We start from the raw sequence: 20,125 nt of genomic DNA on the forward strand, positions 1-20,125 counted from the left end.
ACCCTTCTACATCAATACACTTATATTTATATATTTTATCTTTTCCTTTTTTAGCTAGTCTTTTCTCTATAGCTTATCCAAAACACTAATTCCTTAATTTACTGCTATTCAGTTCATCTAGTATGTTTTAGCATAAACTACATTTGTAAAGTCACTACATACTTTTGTTTGGCCAACTACTCTATATGCTTTCACTTTGTAATAATAAGTGTTACCCTTTATTAATCCCGTATTTACAAAGCTTAAAGATGTTGTAACTTTCACTAAACTATACACTCCATTACTTGAAGTAGCTCTGTATACATCATATGCAGTTGCTCCTACTACTGGATTCCATGAAGTAGTTATACTAGTTGAATTTGTCCTTACTGCTTTACAATTTGCTGGTATTAATGGGACTACCTTTGCACTTACTATAGTTGCATAATTTCCATATATTTTTGTTTGTCCAACTAATCTATATGCTCTTATTTTATAATAGTAAGTTGTTCCTGTTACCAATCCTACATTATTATAACTTAATACAGTTCCTGTCACTGTACCTACTAATGAATATATTCCTGTATCTGATGTTGATCTCCAAATTTCATATCCACTTGCTCCTGGTACTAATCCCCAACTTGTATTAATACTATTATATGATGATGACACTGCCGGAACTACTTTAGGTACTCCTAATATTGGTTTTGCACCTACTATAGATGTAAAGTTACTGTATGCTTTAACATTTCCAACCATAGTATACGCTCTTACCTTATAGTAATAAGAAGTTCCTACAACTAACCCTGTATCACTATAATTTGTTGATGTTGTTTTTGATATTAAATTATAAGTTCCTGTACTAGATGTTGATCTCCAAATCTCATATCCACTTGCTAATGTTACTTGATTCCAGCTTGTACTAATAGCATCATATCCTGTAGATATTGCCTTTATATTTGTAGGTATAGCTGGATTAGTAATCCATTTTGCAAATAAAGTCATATTATTTGTAACTTTATCAGTTGTAAAATTCCATGGTGTTATACAAGCTAATTCCTTATACCATCCTCCAAAAGTATAACCTGTCTTTGTAGGTGATGTTGGTGCTGTTATTAAATTATTATTATCAACTTGTAAATTTCCTACAATACTTCCACCTTGGCTGTTAAATGCTACTGTATTTTTCGTTATATACAATTCTTGAAATGGTATAGAATTACTAACTGCATAACCTTGTGCATAAGAACTTGGTATTCCCTTTATCTTAAAATCTGAATTACAACTATTAAATGTTAAAAAACCAATACTAGTAACACTTTGAGGAATTGTTACTCCTGTTAAGGATGTACAATAATAAAATGCATAATCACCAATACTAGTAACACTATCTGGAATTGTTATATTTGTAAAAGAATAACAATGAGCAAATGCATTAAAATCTATGGTTTTAACAGTGTTTGGGATTGTTATATTTTGGAGAACCTTGCACATAATAAAGGCACGATATCCAATTCTAACTACACCATTTGGGATTGTTATATTAGTAAGAGCTGTGCAATTTTCAAATGAACTGTTACCAATATTTTTAAGATTACTTGGAAGTGTAACCCCTGTAAGAGCAAAACAATTGTAAAATATAAAAGTACCTGTATCAGTAAGATTATTTGACAATCTTACAATTGATAAAAGTTGACAATTATAAAACAAATAATTCCCTACACTTGTTACACTATCAGGCATTATTACAGACTTAAGAGATTTACAATCCTTAAATGCACCTTCACCGATGCTTGTTACACCACTTGGAATTGTTATACTTGCAAGAGAATTACACTCCAAAAATGCATAAATTCCAATACTTTTTACACTATCAGGAATTGTTATTCCTGTGAATGCTTTGCAATCTTGAAAAGTACAATTTCCTATATTACTAAGATTCGTTGGAAGTGTTATGCTTGGAAGCGATGTACAATATGCAAAAGCACTATCCCCTATACTTGTAACACTATTTGGTATTGATATGTTTACAAGAGACGAACAATAATAAAATGCAAAACCACCTATACTTGTAACAGTATCTGGTATAATTACATTAGTTAATGCCTTATTTTTAAAAGCATTATTTGCTATACTCGTGACAGTATGCCCATCTATTGAGCTAGGTATGGTAATATTTGTATCACTACCATTGTAACCTGTTATGGAATATGTTATTCCATCATCAGACTGCCAAGTAAAACCCTTTGCATCTGTACCTGTTGTCGTTGCAAGTGCAGGCATGACATTAAAGCTTAAAAATAAGCTTATAAAAACAAGAATTACTGATAGCATCCTTAATCTTTTGTTTTTCATATCTCTCCTCCCACCACAAAATAATAAATTTTTATTCTTTTACTTATAAATAAAATTATTACTATTATCGTATTTTCTATTTACTATTTGAAAATTTTCTCTTACCAATAGATAAAAATTATTCCAAATAAAATTTCATTTCAAATTAAACTCTTAACTTAATAATTATTTCATCATCACTTTTCCTTCTATATTTAAAATACTAGTTTTTCATCCAAAATGATTACCTACCAAAATTTTCATTGTTATTTACACCTTTAAGTTAGTTTTAAAATATATCTATTCTTTATTTCATCGAATTCATTAATTCAAAGAAATATTTAGGGTCTTGAGTTTTATAAACATTAAACCAAGCCTGTAATGTTTCTTCTTTAAATACATCTAACAATCTCAATACTTGCATAGTAAATTCTAATGGTGCTAGTCCAGATGAAGTAATTAAGTTTTCATCTGTAACTACTGATTCAAATCTATAATATTTTTCTCCAATATAATTAGGTACTACCATTTTAAGATATTCTAAATCGTTGCTTGTATGGCTTCTAGAATTTAATATTCCTCTCTTTGCAAGTCCTAATGTTGCTCCACAGATAGCTGCAACTAGATTTCCTTGCATTAAGGCTACTTTAACTTTTTCAAGCATATTATCATGGATTGATTCTGTCCATGTAAATCCACCTGGTAGAACTAAAACATCCTCATCTTTAAGGTTACATTCATCAATAGAGATTTCCGGTAATACTTTTAGTCCTCCCATTGTGGTGATAAAATTTTTATTATTTCCTACCGTAATTACTTGTACAGGTGGTATCCCCTTTTTAAAATATCTTCCTGAATTTAATTCTGCAGTTAAATAACCTATCTCCCAGTCTGCCATAGTATCAAAAACATAAAGATAAACCTTTCTTGTATTCATCAATATACGCTCCTTTTATATATTTTTTAAAATAACTTTACTAATTTCATATCTTATTATAAAAAAACTTCACTGACAGTCTTAGTCAGTGAAGTTTTTAAACTTTATAATATTCAATTAATCCTAGCAAATCTTCAATAATTTTTCCCTTTAAACTACTAGGTTCAATTACCTGAATCGATTTGCCATATGGTAAAAGTAATTGCGGTACATATTTATAAATTATTTCATCTTCAAGTAAAAACGTAACTTGATTTAAAGTTCGCTCTTTAAAATAATGTCCTAAAAACCAATGCCTACATAAATTATCTAATGCACTTGCTTTGCCACCAATAACTAAATAACTAAACTTTTTCTTCTCTTCTACTGATCCCATCAGATTTTGCATAAAGAATTTACTTGCTGAAAAATCTTGTAATTTATTGAACTTAAGCTTTGTCTGATTTATATTATAAATTCGATCTACTCTAAAACTACGGATTTCATTTCTCATATGGCAAAAACCTACTATATACCAATTATTACTCCAGTAAACTAGTCCATATGGATCAATAGTTCTACCCTTTGATTGTTCTTCCTTTTTTGTATGATATTCAATTTCTATAGACAAGTCATTTACTATGCTATCCTCTAGCTCTCTTAATAATGACTCTATATTAGGTTTCCCAACTGAACTTATTACTTCAACACCTTCTAAATACTGCTTGACTATCATTTCCTGCTCTTCATTTGAATACATTTTTAGCTTCGATGCTGCTCTTTCTAATGCCTCATCAAAAAAATATCCTGCCTCTTTTGCAAAAATAGTAGCTTGAAGTAGTGCTATTTGCTCTTCAACATCAAAAAACAGAGGTGCTTCAATAAAATTATTAAGCAAAGTGTATCCACCATTATGACCTGCATCTGCTATAATTGGTACTCCACTAGCTGAAAGTGTATCAATATAACGATAAACAGTTCTTATATTAATCTCTAACTTTTCAGATATTTGCTTTGCAGTAATTCTCTCTCCTGATTTAAGCATCCAAATAATTGCCATCATATTATCAATTTTGGCCATAGAATTTCACATCCCCATTCTATAATCTAGAATTTATTCATTATAATCTCCACTCTTATCACTTGATTTTTTAAATTTATTTCAGTTTACTACAATTCATTCAAGTCCATCATATATCTATACTGGTTATTTTCAAATATCTCTTTTACTGATTTCATCTGTTATTAGTGATTTTGAAATATACATGGCTTGTATTATATTCTTAAAACGATTGTAATGAGAGGTGCCTTCCACAAATTTTAGCTGTGCTTTTTCACATTTGCTAATAATTGAAGATACAGGGCGTAATGCTTCTATCAATTCTTCTTTTGTATATTTATCCGTAACATTTTCATCTGTAATTAATGATTTTGAAATATACATAGATTTTATCCTGTTCTTAAGAAGTGTGTGCTGAGAGGTCCCCTCTGCAAACTTGGGCTGTATTTTTTCACACTTACTGATAGTTGAGGATACAACTCGTAGCGCTTCTTCCAATTCTTCTTTTGTATATTTATCCATAACATTTCACCTCAAATTCATAATTTATATAGCTTGTATTATAATACAACTATCTCTAACCGAAAATAACTTACTGTCAAATTTCTATTTAGCAGTGAGTTTTACCACTAATTAATCTATATTTACACAAATCAATTAATAATTATTGTATATAATTATATCTTATACAAAATCTACTGTTTACTATAACATTTTTGGTTAATATTGTATACTAAGATTGTTCTTCCATTCTTATATTTGGTTTTATCATTTTAAGATTCAAGCTACTCCTTTTGAAGCAGCAAATCAAATTTTGACATGAAGTCCTTATATGCTTCCTTAGCTTCTCTTGGGTTATTTCCAAACATGCTTAGCACAAAATCACCCTCTATCATTTATGAATAAAAAAAACATTTGTTTTATATTATTTATATAAATAAAGGCGATTATTCTATTAATTATTAATCGTCCCCTCATTTTATAACAATTTAATATTTTGATAATATTGGGATAATAAGTATATTTTTATAAAATTACTATAATTATTTACCAAAAATGTACGAATATATAATTAAGCAAATTGTAAAACAAAAATCTTTTAAACAAGGAGGCAGTAATATGTCATTAGATATTCCATCATATTATTATACGGATGTTTCTAAACGGGTGAAGGATGAGAGCTGGGAGAGCATAAATGCTAAACTTTCTAAATCTGATTCTAATTGTATAAATGATATAAGTACTCGTTTAGATAGTTCAAAATGTATTGATTTACGCTCAAATAGAGGACAATCAAATAATCAGTTATCAGATGAAACAATTAAAAGAATAGAAGCTACTAAGAAAAATGTAGGCAAAATAGATTTAGCTGCCATTCAAAAAATCTGTCCTGAATATGAAACTACGGTTATGAATAAATCAGGTAAAGCACTTGATTATTACAACTTCAAAGACTGTATAAATAGTATGACGGAACTTAATGCTGAACAAAAAACTACACTTAGAAATGCCATAATTACTTCAACAGAATCTGTAGATGGCCAGCAACAAGATAGTACTACTTTTGGTATGCGTATTAGTCAAACTGATATGGAACTAAAATATATATCTAAAAAACTTGTACCTGAAAAATACCAGGATCAGTTTAACTCAATGGTGGATAAATATACAGATGAGTTAACTGACAGATATGCAAATCTCTTAGAAACTTTTGATACAGCCATTATGAAGACAACAGATCAAAGTCTTATAGCGAGTGGTTGGAAGGAAAAAGCAAAAGAATCCTTAGAAGCACTGAAGAATGGAACGGATTCATTTCATACATCTAAAAAATTCTATGATGACATTTATAAAAACGTAGATATAACAAACGATGATAAACTTAAAGAAGGATTATCATCAGTATATGATAATTTCATAAAAAATAATACTTCTTATATCAAAGCCACAGGGCCAGTAGATCAAGTTAGTTTAGTAAGAGAAGTTAAATATCTTAGTGAAAAATGGAATGCTGTGGTTGATGAAATGAATGGTTCTAGTAGCTTAAAATTTACAACTTCTTTAGATTGTGTTAGATAATGTAATTTTAATAAATGAATTAACTATTCAGTTATTAATAATTAAATTTATATCCATGATAAATTCGTGGATATAAATTTAATTGCTTTAACTGTGGGATAAAATGTATTATTAATAATCTCCCCATTAAGCCATAGTTTATGGCTTAATGGAGAAATAAATAAGAATCTTACCCTTAATAATTTTTTTAATTTTTTTAGCACACTCAATATTTCTCACTTACCATCCTCTAAAGCTGCTTAATAAACTTTAGATTTTAATATAATTACACTTATCAACTTAGTCAACTTGTTTACTAATGAAACCTATTACTTAATTGGTGAATATTGGTATAAAATCTTTCCACTACTATTTATAACTTTTACATAATTATCAAGTGAATAAATGGAAATTACATTACAATTTTTTACATCTACACATATTTTAGAATCTTTTATATAAATTTCTAAGTCCCAGGTTGGATATCCTACTAGTTCAGTCCAAGTAGGGTAAGGTGCAACACTTACATCTAAATTTCCCTCACTATTAGTCTTATAAAGTAACTTATAGTTCGGATCTTGTGTTACTTTATTAGATGGCGCTTTTGTACTTGTCGCTGGTTTTGCATTTGTAGCTGGTTTTATATTTACTGCTGGCTTTGTATTTGCATCTGCTACTGTTTTTTTATTTACCACTGGTTTTTCTTTTACTACTGGTTTTTCTTTTGTCACTGTTTTTTCATCTACCACTGGTTTCTCATCCGCCACTGGTTTTTCATCCGCCACTGGTTTTGTATCTACTACTGATTTTTCATCTACTACTGCCACTTTCTTTTGTTCTTCAACCTTATCTAGCTCTTGTTGTCTTAATTTTTCTTTATTTATGTCTTCCTGTTTTTGAATAAAAAGTTTCTTTTGTTTTATATCATTTTGTTGATATAAATTATATAGCCCAACCAAAGCTACTATAATTGTAAAAAATATTATTCCTAAAATAGATGTTTTTTTGTTAAACTTTAATCTTTTGTTCAAATTTAATCCCCCTTGGTAATCTATTTATACACTAACTATTAGTTATAATAACATCTATACTATTACTAGAACAACATATTTACCACTAAAATGCCAAGGTAATATTTGTACACCAATTAATTTTAATATATAAAATTTATTTTACTTCAATAATGGTGATACATTCCCTAAATAAAATATATCCAAAGTATGAAGAGCTCTTGTGCAGGCTGTATAGAGTAACAATCTATCCTCTGCATTCTTATACCTTAAGTCACTAGCATTATATATCATAACCACATCAAATTCTAACCCCTTAGCAAGATATGCAGGAATAACTAAAATATCAGAAGTATACTCATCATCCTCACTTACAATCATCTTAACATTAATTCTATCTTTCAAATAATTGTAGACCCTCTGTGCTTCGCAAGCATTTTTTGTTATTATTCCTATGGAATTATGCCCATTATCCTTATGGATTTTTACCTCTTCAACTATTCTTTCATTTATAGCTTCTTCATCTAGAAAACCAGTTAGTTTAGGACACTCACCACTTCTTTCCACGTATTCATCATGAATTTCCGCGCTTAATATTTTTCGTGAAAATTTAGTTATTTCCATTGTTGACCTATAACTTTTAGTTAAATTTATTATAGAAGTATCCTCAGCCTTTAGTATATTTACAACATTGTTATAACTTCCAACATTCATATAAGGGTTAATAGATTGAGATATATCACCAAGAATTGTTTTATTTGCTTTGTTAAATAATTGGTTGAAAATTTCATACTGTAATGGTGAATAGTCTTGAGCCTCATCAATAATTACGTACTTTACTTCTTCTGTTTTTGGAATGCCACCTACAGCCCCTTTTATAAATAATAAAGCTATCTGATCTTCATAATTTATCTTTTTAGCCTTTAAATTCTCTAGGGTATATCTTTTAATTTTCCTAATACTTTCATTATCATATTTAATATTCGCTATCTTTAAGAAGTCCTCTAATTTTTCATAAAAGGTTTTATAACAATCCATTAAATCAAATTTGGTTTTTTCCTCCACTTCATTAACTATAGCTTTAATTTCACCACCTACTAAAGCTTTACTTACTTTAATTATTTCATTCTTCTCTAAATATTCACCAGATTTTTGTACTTCTTCCACTGTCTTATCAACTAATCTTTTTTCATAAGGTTCTATAAGATATAAAATCCTTTGCTTTAGCTTTTCTAATTTTCTCTTAAGAGGTAAATTCTTATAGTCGTTATAAAATAATTCCTGTATTTCCACTTCCGAAATTATAACTTCACCTCTTAAAGTAATATCCCCAAAATCCCTACTCATTTTTTTTAAATGTTCTATATATACTTTTAATAAATCAACAAATTCCACAGAAGACTTAAATTTTAAGCTTTTAATCCTAACATCATAAAGTATCTCACTTTTATCACCAAAAATATTCTCCATCATTTCACAATAATCTTCCTTACCATCTACATCTTCTAGAACTTTATGCATATATTCTTTAAATGTAGTTTGCAACATATTATCTTCCCCAAGCTGAGGTAAAACGCTAGAAATATAATCATTAAAAATATTATTTGGAGAAAATATCACGATGTTTTTAGATGTTATAATATCACGATGCTTATATAATAAATAGGCAATCCTATGAAGAGCAACAGAAGTTTTCCCACTTCCAGCTGGTCCCTGAACAATTAAATTTTTATATTTCTCATTACGAATTGCCTTGTTTTGCTCCTTTTGAATTGTAGTTATAATAGCCTTCATTTTATTGTCACTACTTTTACTTAATATATCTTGAAGCACCTCATCATCTATTTTTATATTACTGTCAAACATATAATCAATCTTGCCATTACTAATTTTATATTGCCTTTTCATTGATATTTTTCCATTTATAATTCCTTCAGGACACTTATAATAAGCATCTCCAATTTCATAATCATAATACATACTAGAAATTGGAGCTCTCCAATCATATATAAGAAAATCAAAATCTTCATTAATTAAATTAGAAATTCCAATATAACATTTTTCAACTTTTTCTTCTCCCTCTTCCTTAAAATCCATCCTTGCAAAATAAGGAGATGAAATCATATTCTCATATTTGTCAACTAGTTTTCTTTCAAACTCATGGCTCCTTTTTTGAATTTTCATAGTATTAATAAATTGCATGAAATCTACAACATGTTGTAACCCATTTTCCACCGAAACAGCTCCAACATCTTCCCATAATTCTCTTTGTGCCTCAATAGCATCTTTTCTAAAATTATCCCTAGAATTTCTCTTTTCTTCTAATTGTCTTTTTACCTCCCTAAGTATCTTATCTAACCATTCTATTTCTACTAGCCATTCAGATTTATTTATTGACAAAATATCTCCTCCTTGTAATGAGCATTAGTATTGCTATTTTAGCATATACACCTGAAATTACTAGTCTATAATTATTGGGTTATATATGATATAATTAAAGTGTAGAGATAGTATTTTCACTTAAATACACATAAAAATAAGATAGACTCTTTAAAGTCTATCTATAATATTAAATCTCTTCAATTTTCCATCTACATCTTCATTCTTTGAAACATATGATCTCTGTATTAATAATACCTTTATAAATTTTTATAAGATAGAAATATTAATTAATTCAATAGCACCTGCTTTCTGTTTTCGATATTCCATCGGTGTCATATCGTATATCCTTTTAAACAGTCTATTAAAATGTTCCACACTTTGATAACCAACTTTCTCTGCCACAAGCTCTATGCTACTGTTATCATTTTTTAATAAAGAACATGCTTTATTCATACGAGCATTCATTACAACATCTTGAAAGGTCATGCCCGTATTATCCTTTATATATTTTGATAAATAAGGCTTTGACAAGAAAAATACCTTTGATAAATCATCCATTGTCACTCTACTATAATTTTTTTGGATATAATTCATTATATCAACTATTCGTTGTTCTTTTGCCTGTGGCATCTTTCTAATTTCTACAAGTTTATTTGTTGCTGAAACAAGAGCATTTACAGAAGCCTTTATAATATCTTCATCTATGCCTACACCCCAATACATAACATCATTTGAACAAATTCCTACATAAGCAACTGCCTTTGAAGAAGAACCTGTTGAAAGTGCATGTTCCTCATAAGAAGATACCTCATAAGAAGCACCAAAATACTGTTTGATAGCATTACTTACGGCATCTAAACGTCCATTTCCACTTGCTATAATTTTCTTCTCATCATCACCATATCTAATGGTAACCGTAGCTGTAATTCCATCAACTTGTTTATAATGAAATTCTGGAATTGAAAATACAGAAGCTTTATTTATATAGTTCTCTTCAAATATTTGATATATAAAATTTGGCTTTAACTCTTTATGTTGCCTATCTGAAATTCCCTTCATCATATAGCCAACATCTTCCCTCATTTTGTACGGAATAGACAACCCATAATTTTGTTTTAAGATATAAGCAACTCCACCTTTTCCTGATTGACTATTGATTCTTATTACATCTGACTCATATTCTCTTCCTACATCCCTTGGATCTATTGGCAAATATGGTACTGTCCAATTTCCACTACTCTTGCCTTCATCCCACCATGCCATTCCTTTTGCAATAGCATCTTGGTGAGAACCAGAAAATGCAGTAAACACCAAATCTCCTGCATATGGGGTACGCTCATGTACTTGCATACCTGTAAGCTTTTCATACTTATCACGTATTTCTCTAATATTGCTAAAATCAAGTTCTGGATCTACTCCATGTGTATATAAATTCATTGCTACTGTTACCAAATCAACATTTCCAGTTCTTTCTCCATTTCCAAATAATGTTCCCTCAACCCTTTGGGCACCTGCAAGCATACTTAATTCTGCATCACTAACTCCACTTCCTCTATCGTTATGAGGGTGTACGCTTAAAATTACAGAATCTCTATATTTTAAATGCTTATGAATATATTCTACTTGTGTAGCAAAAACATGAGGCATTGCTACTTGAACTGTTGTTGGAATATTAATAATTGCCTTATGGTTTTTTGTAGGTTTCCATACATCTAATATTGCATTACATACCTCAAGTGTATAATCAATTTCTGTACCATGAAAACTCTCAGGACTATATTCAAACGTAAAATCTCCTTCTGTTTCTTTAGCAAGTTTATTTAGTAATTTTGCTCCATCTACAGCTAAGTTCAAGATTTCTTCCTTACTCTTTTTAAAGACTTGTTCTCTTTGAGCTACTGAGGTTGAATTATACAAATGCACAATTGCATGAGGTACACCTTCTAATGCTTCAAATGTCTTTTTAATTATGTGCTCCCTTGCTTGTGTTAATACCTGCACTGTTACATCTTCTGGAATCATATTTTTCTCAATTAATGCTCTAAGAAAATTATATTCAGTATCTGATGCAGCTGGAAAACCAACTTCAATCTCTTTCATACCTATATCCACTAACATATTAAAAAATTCTAACTTTTCCTCTAAACTCATCGGCTCACATAATGCTTGATTTCCATCTCTCAAATCTACACTACACCATTGTGGAGCCTCATTTATATAATCTTTTTGTACCCAATCATAAGTTGCTTCAAGTGGCATAAAATATTGTCTTTGATACTTCTCTGCATTTTTCATAATTTCTTTCCCCCTAATATTAAATAATCTTTTAACATGAAAAAAATAATTTCACTTAAGGAACTAAAAAATACCTAGATAACCACAAAAAAAACGCCCCTATATGAAACCTTCCATGTTTCATATAGAGACGTAAATTTCTTACGCGGTACCACTCTACTTCATGACAACCGTCATGCACTCATCAGCACTAACATGCCTATCCCTTGTAACGGAGGGCCTCCGTCTTCACCTACACAACATTTCTGCCTTCGATTAAGATGCTCCAAGGCTAGTTCACTGCTTACCATCCACTATTTCACACCATCCAATAGCTCTCTGAATTCTGCCATGCAGCTACTACCCCTTTTCAACGCATTTTCTAACCTATGATTATTATAACAATTATTCAAAATACTTACAATGATTATATTTAATCATTTTTCTTGATGTATTTTAATATTCTCATATTTTAAGCCTTTAAAAATTAAATTTTTTATAAACTTCTACTAATTTCTCCATACATTTTTTTAATGCAAGCAATAAAACCACTTATTATATGTTACTATTATTTTTTGAACTTTATTTTAAATACATCATTTTTACATGTATTTAAACATTCACCACATTCAATACACTCATTTGTATTCCACTTATTATGCTTTACCATGTCAGCTACATCAAGACCCATTAAACAGCTCTTATTACACCTCTTACATTGAGTACATTTTTCACTTTTACACTCTATTTTAAAAGAAGGTAATTTAAGAAGGCTTCTTAACTTTATTCCTAGATAATTAAATATATACATTGGACAAATGTATCTACACCAAGTTCTCTTGCCTAATCCTATTGTTATTAAACTAATGAATCCAACTATTATATAATATCTAACTAAATCATGAAAGCTAGATACTGAGACTTTAGTATCTACCATATGATAAAATATTGATATTTTTTGAAACCCATACATTATTAGTGGTGCAAATATTAAAATTAAAAAAATACTTCCTGTCACCCATTTTAAATTAGGTAATTTACGCTTTAGCCTAGTAGTATTAGGAATCAATTCTTGGAGTGCTCCAAATGGACATATATAACTGCACCATACTCCTCCAAAAAATATTGCAATCAAAAACATTACTCCATAAATAATGTGCATACTTGTAAATGTATTTTCCAAACTTGATTGTACTATTAAAACTGGTGCAAAATAATTTAATGTAATTGGTAATAAAATAAAAGATAAAAAATTAATACTCTTTCTTAATTTCATCTAACCCCATCTCCTACTATTTTACTTTTTAATCATATCAGCACGTGCTCTCAAAAACATTAAATCATTAAGAATGATGAATTAATATAGGTAAAACTCCCTTAATTTTCGAAAAATTAAGGATAGGGAATATCCCCTATCCTTGTTAAACTCTCAATTGCATAACTTTTAGTTTTAACATCTACTAAAACCCTATTTTATATATAATAATTACTAAATTTAAAATATTGCATTACAATCTTTTCTACTTTATACTAAATATTGTATATATTGAAATTCATTTTATAACTCTGATGAATCATTTTATAAAAGCAATAAATATGAAAGGATGTTTACTAATGAAAGATATTTATTTAATATTTTGTGTTATTTCATTATTTGCAGGTGTATCATCTATTTCAATTTCTAGCTTTATATATAGCACCAATAAAAAGAAATCCCTAAAATTTTTTATAGCATTAAATATTTCTTTTTTTGCTATTCAGGCTGCAATAACATTAGGTTTATATTCAAAATGTGTAGAGGAAGTACGTCCTTCTGTAACTTTCCTATATAAAATTTTAGATTTAATTGGTACATCCTTTAGCTCTTTATTAGGTTTATTTTTTATACACTATCTCTTTGGTCTAAAAATAACAGATTTTAAAAAGAAAATATTTATTTCTATTTTTTTATTGCAATTTATAGGAATCTCTATATATTTTTTATTTACCATACACTACATTTTTATATTCCTAATACGAATTTTAATTACTTTAACAATCATCTATGAGATATTTATTGGCATAAAAAATTATGAGTATATTACAAATAAAGATTTAAAGCATGCTATAAAATCCTTTATCCTAATAACTCTAATATTTTTACCTTTTATAATATTTGAATCATATAAGCCATATATTAAAATTGCTCAAAATATAGATTTTTTAAAGATACTAGCTCTTCCTTCTTATTTTTTAGTAATTAATATTTTCACCCTTATATTTGTATTAAGATACTTTAATACTCCAGTGTTTATAGAAAATAATACGCTTACTGATTACTTTAAAAATAAATATAATATTACAGAAAAACAAAGTGAAATCATAGAGCTTATACTTGAAGGAGTAACCTATAAACAAATTGCCGAAAAACTTTTTATATCACCAAAAACTGTTGATAATCATATACAAAATATTTATAAAAAATTAAATGTTAATAGTAAAATGCAATTATCACATTTAATACGTTCAAATGAAAAATAAAATTCACAAAAAAATCTTACATTCTAAATTATTAATGTAAGATTTTATTTTTTACATTTATTTTGTTATTATCTTTTATAATACCCTTAGATAAAAAAAACATTAATTAAAAATATTACGTTCTCCTTATAAAAGCTGAAAAACATTGCTATCAGTTCTCTTTCCTTGATTTCATCATCAAATACTCTGTTATTCCATGCCTATATAAACTAGGTATCTCCCCTACTTGAACGTATCCAATCTTTTCATACAATATTTTTGCTTCTGGATTAAAGTCTGCAACTACTAAAAATAGTTTACTATAATCTTTAAAACACCTATCCTCAAAGAATTTTAATAATTCTTTACCTATTCCTTGATTGCGACTTTCCTTATTTACTGCAATGATATGAAGATAGGGGAATGAATGAAAGATTCCATCTAAAATGAACCATATGAATCCTTTACAATTCTGATCACCATCCATAGCAATATATATTTCTTTCTTAGCAAATCCTTCTTTTAATGCATTTCTAGCACTTTCTTTTTCAGAAAAATACCTTATCCCTAGTTCAGAATTTACTAATGCATCTTCACAATCATTTATATATTCTATACTTCCCTGCACTATTGTTATCTTCATATGACACCCCTACCCCAAATTTCGTTTAATTTATTAAATATATTTTACTGAATAAAAATCCAAATATATACTTGTATTATATTTCAACTATATTTCAAATACAAATATTACCTAAAACTGTAAACAAAAAACAGCATTAATACTTATTAATGCTGTTTTCACCTATTATTTATGATTTTTTATTATTTTTCGCCCTAAAACGAAACCCTTTTATACTAGTGATTTCTATTTTTTTATCTAATAGTAATAAATTTAGTTGGACATCCCCTATAATTAAATATTCTCTTTTTAATTATTTAATCCTACTCTCTTTAGTTCTCCTAAAAAACTTGCCCCATTCTGAGGCTTATCAACATTAAAATATTCAGCTATAGTTTGAGAAACATCTGATAATGTTTCCCTAGTGCCTACATTGCAGCCTTCAACACCTTTACTATATATTAAAAGTGGCACCCTTTCTCTAGTATGCTTACTATGTCCTATTGTTGGATCATTTCCGTGATCAGCCATAACTAATAAAATTTCCTCTTCCTTAAGTTCTTCAATTATCTTTTCTAAATAACTATCTACAATCTCAAGTTTAGATGCATACTTCTCTACATTTTCTTCATGTCCTGACAAATCAGTTTCTTGGATATTTGTACAAATAAATCCTCCGCTTTGCTGTTTTACTCTATTTAAAGTAATTTCCATAGCTTCCTTTGTATCTACTATTGGAATACTTTTGCCCAACGGATTCATTACTATGTCTGCAACCTTTCCTATTAAGCAAACCTCTATATTATTTTTTCCTAAGATATAAGGTATTTGCTCCTCATAATTTACCTTGTATCCTAAATGTACACAGCTATACTCTTTCTTGTATACCCCTGACTTTGGTGCATTTACTCCAATATATTTATCACCCTTTATTTCTATTGCATCAATTAAATCTTGCCTACTCACATTATGTCCACCAAATACTATAACTCTTGAAACATCTACAAGGCTTCTTACTATCTTCCCGATTTCAACTACTTCTTCAAATGTAATTAAATCTAATGCTGATGTAACATTATAAGCCTGTCCTAAATCCGTTTCAATATTATCAGCTATAGTTACAGCACCATTTACTAATAATAGTTTTCTTCCTTCTATAACTATATCCTCAACCTTATACATATTTTCTAAAAGTGTCCTCTTAATCTCATCTATTTTTTCACATATTGGCTCCATCTTTGGTTTCACAGGTTTACTTCCCATTATCTCTTGATGTCCCCAAAAAGTATCTGCTCCAAAATGAGTTAAATTTGAAGTTCCATAGTTAGCTTCACTATTCCTCTTCATTTTTAATGAATCTTTATTTATAATATTCATCAAACCTAACTTTTCTAAATTTTGAAGTTTTAGTTCTTTCTTATTTTCTAATATATGCAGGAAAGTATTTGAACCAACATCATTAGGTCTAACCTCTTTACAATCCTCCATATATCCTACACCAAACCCATCTAAGATCAATACTATAAATTTTTTATTCATAATTACACCACACTCTCTCCTAATGAATTATAAATACCTGTAATAGTAGGGTTATTCTTTGAAAGCCCCTCTATAATTGCAACCTTGCTTCTAGTTACAAAAATTTGGGTTCTAAAAGCCATAATGACAGTATCACCTATATTACACTCTTTACTCAATCCAATGTGATAATCAATACTTTCGAGAGATGGTAAGCTTGCACCACAAACTTCATAGTTTTCAGCACTAGTTCCAACTAATGCCTTCTGTAGATGTCCTCTTCTATAACATCCTCCTCCATAGCAATAAGCTAATCCTTCAAAATTATGAGATATTTCACTTACATATATTATAGAAGGAACCTCTTCAGAATTAATATTTGGTGTTGTTCCAGTTAAAGCATGCCCTGGCTCCCCCTGTGTTCCACCATATTTTTTAATACTTTCCATAGTTTCAATTGATGTAGCTGATGGCATATTTATTTCTCTTATATCTATATTTTTAGCTCTAAAAATCTCCTTACTCTTTAACAAAGTTTCTATATTACTTGTTGGTTTTACCTTTTTCTCATTTTCATTAAATAAGAAACATGGAAAACTAGTTATTCCAGCAATATCTATATTGGACAAATCCTTTGTTTCTTCTATTAATTCATTTATAGAATTGATTTTAAAACCACCTAATTGACCTGAATATAAAACATCATTTTCCCCAACAACCTTTATTAATATTTTCTGTACCTTCCCCAAATTTTTTGCTACTTCATTTATTTCTTTAATTTTTTCTAAAGAATATACTGTAACAAATTCAACTCCGTAGCTTAAAACCTTTCTTACTAAGGATTTTGGTATTTGAACTAAATGTCCTATATTATTTATAGGTATATTATTCTTCATCATAACTTCTGCTTCTTCAAAATCTACAACAACTGCTCCCTTATATCCAATCTCTAATAATTTTTTTGCGATATATGGATTTCTTCCAAACTGCTTTGTCATAAAAAATATATCTAACCCATTTTCATCAGCCTTCTCTTTAATTTTCTTAGCATTATCTAACAAAGTATCTAAATCAATTAAATATGTGTTTGGAAGAATGAGACCTTCTCTGTGATAATAAAAGCCTGCTTTAATTAATTCTGCGTTTCTTTTTCTTATACTTTCTATAAAAATTCTAATCACTTCCTCTCAAATAACAGTTACAAATAAATCATATTCAACATACATTTTTTTGTACATTGACTATAAATTTTTTTATCCTAATATTCGTTTAGGATTATCTACCATGAATTTATTTATTAATTTTTCACTAAGTCCTCCTTCTCTTAATAATGGTATAAATTTATTCATAACCTCAACATAACCAAATCCATTATTTCTCTTTAAATATGATACCCTCGTCACATCTTGAGATAACATTATTTTATCCTCATATCCTAATTTAACTAATTCAAATAATAACTTTGCCTTTGATTGATTTGATACATAACTTTCTTTTCCTATTGTATCAAATCCAATATTAGCCCCTGTTTCTAGTATTTTAACTATATAATCAAGATCTTTTACTAAGTCTACGTGTCCTATAAGTAATTTGTCCATGTCCATCTTTAAATTCTTAAAATACATAGCTTGCTCATATCCCATTGTTCCCATTTCACAATGAGTAAATATAGGAACACCTGTCTCTTTATGTGCTAAAAAAGCAGCTTCATAGACTTTTAAAGATACAGGGCTTATCTCATTTAAACTTGTACCAATTTCTCCAATAACACCAGCTTTAATTGATGTATCATCGATTCCCTCTACTATTTCCTTAATCATAATTTGAGATAATTCTTCAGCTGTTTTTGTAAACACGTATTCTGGATAATAAGGAATCGTATAAAAACCTGTACTTGCTATAATATTTATTCCAGTTTTTTTAGACACTTCTTCTAACTTTTTAACATCTCTACCCATTCCAATATTAGTAACTTCTATTATTGAATCTATACCAGAATCCTTAGCTAAAGCTAATTCAGAAGCCATAGTGCAAGTATCTGTTAAAGCTGAATCAATATCACCTCTAACACCTGTCAAATCAATAATTACATGTTCATGACAAAGTACATTACCTAATTCAAATTTATCTATTTTCCCTAAAACTGTATTAATCATATTCTCCTCCTATGCTACTGGTGGAACAAATAACCCTACATAATATAATAAATTTAATAGTACCCCTGCACCAATTGCGGCTGTTGGTCCAATTGCTAATTTCATAATTGGTCTTCCCATTGCCTCATTTGCAAAATATACTGCAGCTCCTATAAAGAATCCTGTTGTTCCTCCCATTTTCATAACTGCCATTATTGATCCAATTAACAGTGCAAATTCCATAACTGTAGTCATTGATGACCTTATATTATCAGATGCATCTCTTATTGATGGGAATTTTTCTAGTTGCTTTCCTATGATACCTAATGCATATACTTCTACAAAAATTATCAATGCTCCAAGTATACCTGCTACAATCCAGTTTGGAGAAAGATATGCTACTGGATAAACAAATGTTAAACCAGCTACTCCATATACTCCTGTAGCTATTGCAGTTGTTGCTATAAGTGGAATAAAACTTAATCCTCTCATAAACTCTGCAAAAGATGCTTGCTTTATTAATGTATTTGCAACTGATGGGTCTGTCGCTTTTAATGCATCAGCCATTGTATATATCGATACCTCTGAACCTGCAAGAAAATGTAGGTTACAAGCTATAGAAATTACAGCACCACTAAGAGCTAACCATATAACATTCTTTTTAATCCTTAAAATTCTTTCAGAGAATATATTATCCATCATCTCTTCATCTGTTTTATTTTTTCTATCCTTTGCTATTGCAAAACCTAAAAGTAACACTATACCAACAAATAATTCAATTGATTCTGGAAATATTTTTGTATTAACTGCAATTAATTGTCTTATAACTAAAGTAATAATTAAAGATATTATACCTTTTTTCTTCCCAAATTGAGTAAATATTGCTAGTACAGGAAATAAAGCAAAACCTGAAACAACTGGAGTAGACAATTCTCCCATTGCTCCTATAAAATCAACTGGTAATGATGTAAGTAATGTATTTACACCACCTAAACTAGTAACCACAAGAGCTCCCCAAGCAGCTCCAAATAATGGTGCAAGCCACTTTTTAGGTGCCATTATTCCTAAAATGTCAGTTGGTAAGAATAATAACCACGGATTTAAAATTCCAGTTGCTATAGTATGTGCAATACCTACAGAAGTTATAAATCCTACACTCAATCCAAAAGCTATTGATGATAATTCTGACCTTTTCATCCTCCCTTCTATATATTCTGGAATAATAGGCCTAACTCCATCATGGAACACGGCCATCCCCATATGCGATACAAATGCTGTCACTCCACACAAAATTGAAATTACTAAAAGTTGTGTAAAATTAATACCCATTTAGAATTC

Annotated in this window: 15 protein-coding genes and 1 other annotated feature; of the genes, 2 read left to right on the forward strand and 13 right to left on the reverse strand. The window is 29.1% G+C overall.

The window, feature by feature from the left end; genetic code table 11:
• Window positions 1–117: 117 nt before the first annotated feature.
• From BUB01_RS06675 to BUB01_RS06690, 4 genes are all read right to left on the reverse strand, one after another.
• Window positions 118–2,334, reverse strand: coding sequence for a leucine-rich repeat protein (locus tag BUB01_RS06675; RefSeq protein WP_072985925.1), 2,217 nt, complete (start codon window positions 2,332–2,334; stop codon window positions 118–120).
• A gap of 286 nt (window positions 2,335–2,620) precedes the next feature.
• The gene (locus BUB01_RS06680) at window positions 2,621–3,250 is read right to left on the reverse strand and encodes a type 1 glutamine amidotransferase family protein (protein WP_072985926.1); all 630 of its coding nucleotides are present in this window, start codon (window positions 3,248–3,250) and stop codon (window positions 2,621–2,623) included.
• 97 nt (window positions 3,251–3,347) lie between these two features.
• Window positions 3,348–4,310 (reverse strand): helix-turn-helix transcriptional regulator, encoded by a 963-nt coding sequence (locus BUB01_RS06685; RefSeq protein WP_072985927.1) that lies wholly within the window; start codon window positions 4,308–4,310, stop codon window positions 3,348–3,350.
• A gap of 132 nt (window positions 4,311–4,442) precedes the next feature.
• The gene (locus tag BUB01_RS06690; RefSeq protein WP_072985928.1) at window positions 4,443–4,811 is read right to left on the reverse strand and encodes a hypothetical protein; all 369 of its coding nucleotides are present in this window, start codon (window positions 4,809–4,811) and stop codon (window positions 4,443–4,445) included.
• A gap of 597 nt (window positions 4,812–5,408) precedes the next feature.
• On the opposite strand from BUB01_RS06690, the gene BUB01_RS06695 reads away from it, so the two are divergent.
• Window positions 5,409–6,368, forward strand: a complete 960-nt coding sequence (locus tag BUB01_RS06695) for a hypothetical protein (RefSeq protein ID WP_072985929.1) — start codon at window positions 5,409–5,411, stop codon at window positions 6,366–6,368.
• A gap of 308 nt (window positions 6,369–6,676) precedes the next feature.
• Here the strand turns inward: BUB01_RS06695 and BUB01_RS06700 are convergent, their stop codons facing one another.
• From BUB01_RS06700 to BUB01_RS06715, 4 genes are all read right to left on the reverse strand, one after another.
• Entirely contained in the window at window positions 6,677–7,378 is a 702-nt protein-coding gene (locus tag BUB01_RS06700; RefSeq protein WP_072985930.1) for a hypothetical protein, read from the reverse strand.
• A 141-nt stretch (window positions 7,379–7,519) separates the two neighbouring features.
• A complete protein-coding gene (gene helD / locus BUB01_RS06705) occupies window positions 7,520–9,757 on the reverse strand; it encodes an RNA polymerase recycling motor HelD (protein WP_072985931.1) in 2,238 nt (745 codons plus the stop codon).
• 249 nt (window positions 9,758–10,006) lie between these two features.
• Window positions 10,007–12,034, reverse strand: a complete 2,028-nt coding sequence (locus BUB01_RS06710) for a 2-isopropylmalate synthase (RefSeq protein WP_072985932.1) — start codon at window positions 12,032–12,034, stop codon at window positions 10,007–10,009.
• Window positions 12,035–12,157: 123 nt separating this feature from the next.
• Window positions 12,158–12,396: a binding site (T-box leader), on the reverse strand.
• A gap of 185 nt (window positions 12,397–12,581) precedes the next feature.
• Window positions 12,582–13,289 (reverse strand): 4Fe-4S binding protein, encoded by a 708-nt coding sequence (locus BUB01_RS06715; RefSeq protein WP_072985933.1) that lies wholly within the window; start codon window positions 13,287–13,289, stop codon window positions 12,582–12,584.
• 338 nt (window positions 13,290–13,627) lie between these two features.
• Here BUB01_RS06715 and BUB01_RS06720 point away from each other — a divergent pair, with 338 nt between their 5' ends.
• Complete coding sequence (locus BUB01_RS06720) at window positions 13,628–14,533, forward strand: helix-turn-helix domain-containing protein (RefSeq protein WP_072985934.1); 906 nt, start codon at window positions 13,628–13,630, stop codon at window positions 14,531–14,533.
• 151 nt (window positions 14,534–14,684) lie between these two features.
• On the opposite strand, the gene BUB01_RS06725 is transcribed toward BUB01_RS06720, so the two are convergent.
• The 5 genes from BUB01_RS06725 to BUB01_RS06745 all read right to left on the reverse strand — a co-directional run bounded on the left by BUB01_RS06725 (window position 14,685) and on the right by BUB01_RS06745 (window position 20,116).
• Window positions 14,685–15,155 (reverse strand): GNAT family N-acetyltransferase, encoded by a 471-nt coding sequence (locus BUB01_RS06725; protein ID WP_072985935.1) that lies wholly within the window; start codon window positions 15,153–15,155, stop codon window positions 14,685–14,687.
• A 288-nt stretch (window positions 15,156–15,443) separates the two neighbouring features.
• Window positions 15,444–16,673: a phosphopentomutase gene (locus BUB01_RS06730; protein WP_072985936.1), complete on the reverse strand. Its 1,230-nt coding sequence runs from the start codon at window positions 16,671–16,673 to the stop codon at window positions 15,444–15,446.
• A 2-nt stretch (window positions 16,674–16,675) separates the two neighbouring features.
• Complete coding sequence (locus tag BUB01_RS06735) at window positions 16,676–17,833, reverse strand: YhfX family PLP-dependent enzyme (protein ID WP_341422483.1); 1,158 nt, start codon at window positions 17,831–17,833, stop codon at window positions 16,676–16,678.
• A 72-nt stretch (window positions 17,834–17,905) separates the two neighbouring features.
• Entirely contained in the window at window positions 17,906–18,808 is a 903-nt protein-coding gene (locus tag BUB01_RS06740) for a phosphotriesterase family protein (protein ID WP_072985937.1), read from the reverse strand.
• A gap of 9 nt (window positions 18,809–18,817) precedes the next feature.
• A complete protein-coding gene (locus tag BUB01_RS06745; RefSeq protein WP_200802850.1) occupies window positions 18,818–20,116 on the reverse strand; it encodes a YhfT family protein in 1,299 nt (432 codons plus the stop codon).
• Window positions 20,117–20,125: the final 9 nt, after the last annotated feature.

This window comes from Clostridium cavendishii DSM 21758 (assembly GCF_900141845.1).
GTDB classification, from domain to species: Bacteria; Bacillota; Clostridia; order Clostridiales; family Clostridiaceae; genus Clostridium_AG; species Clostridium_AG cavendishii.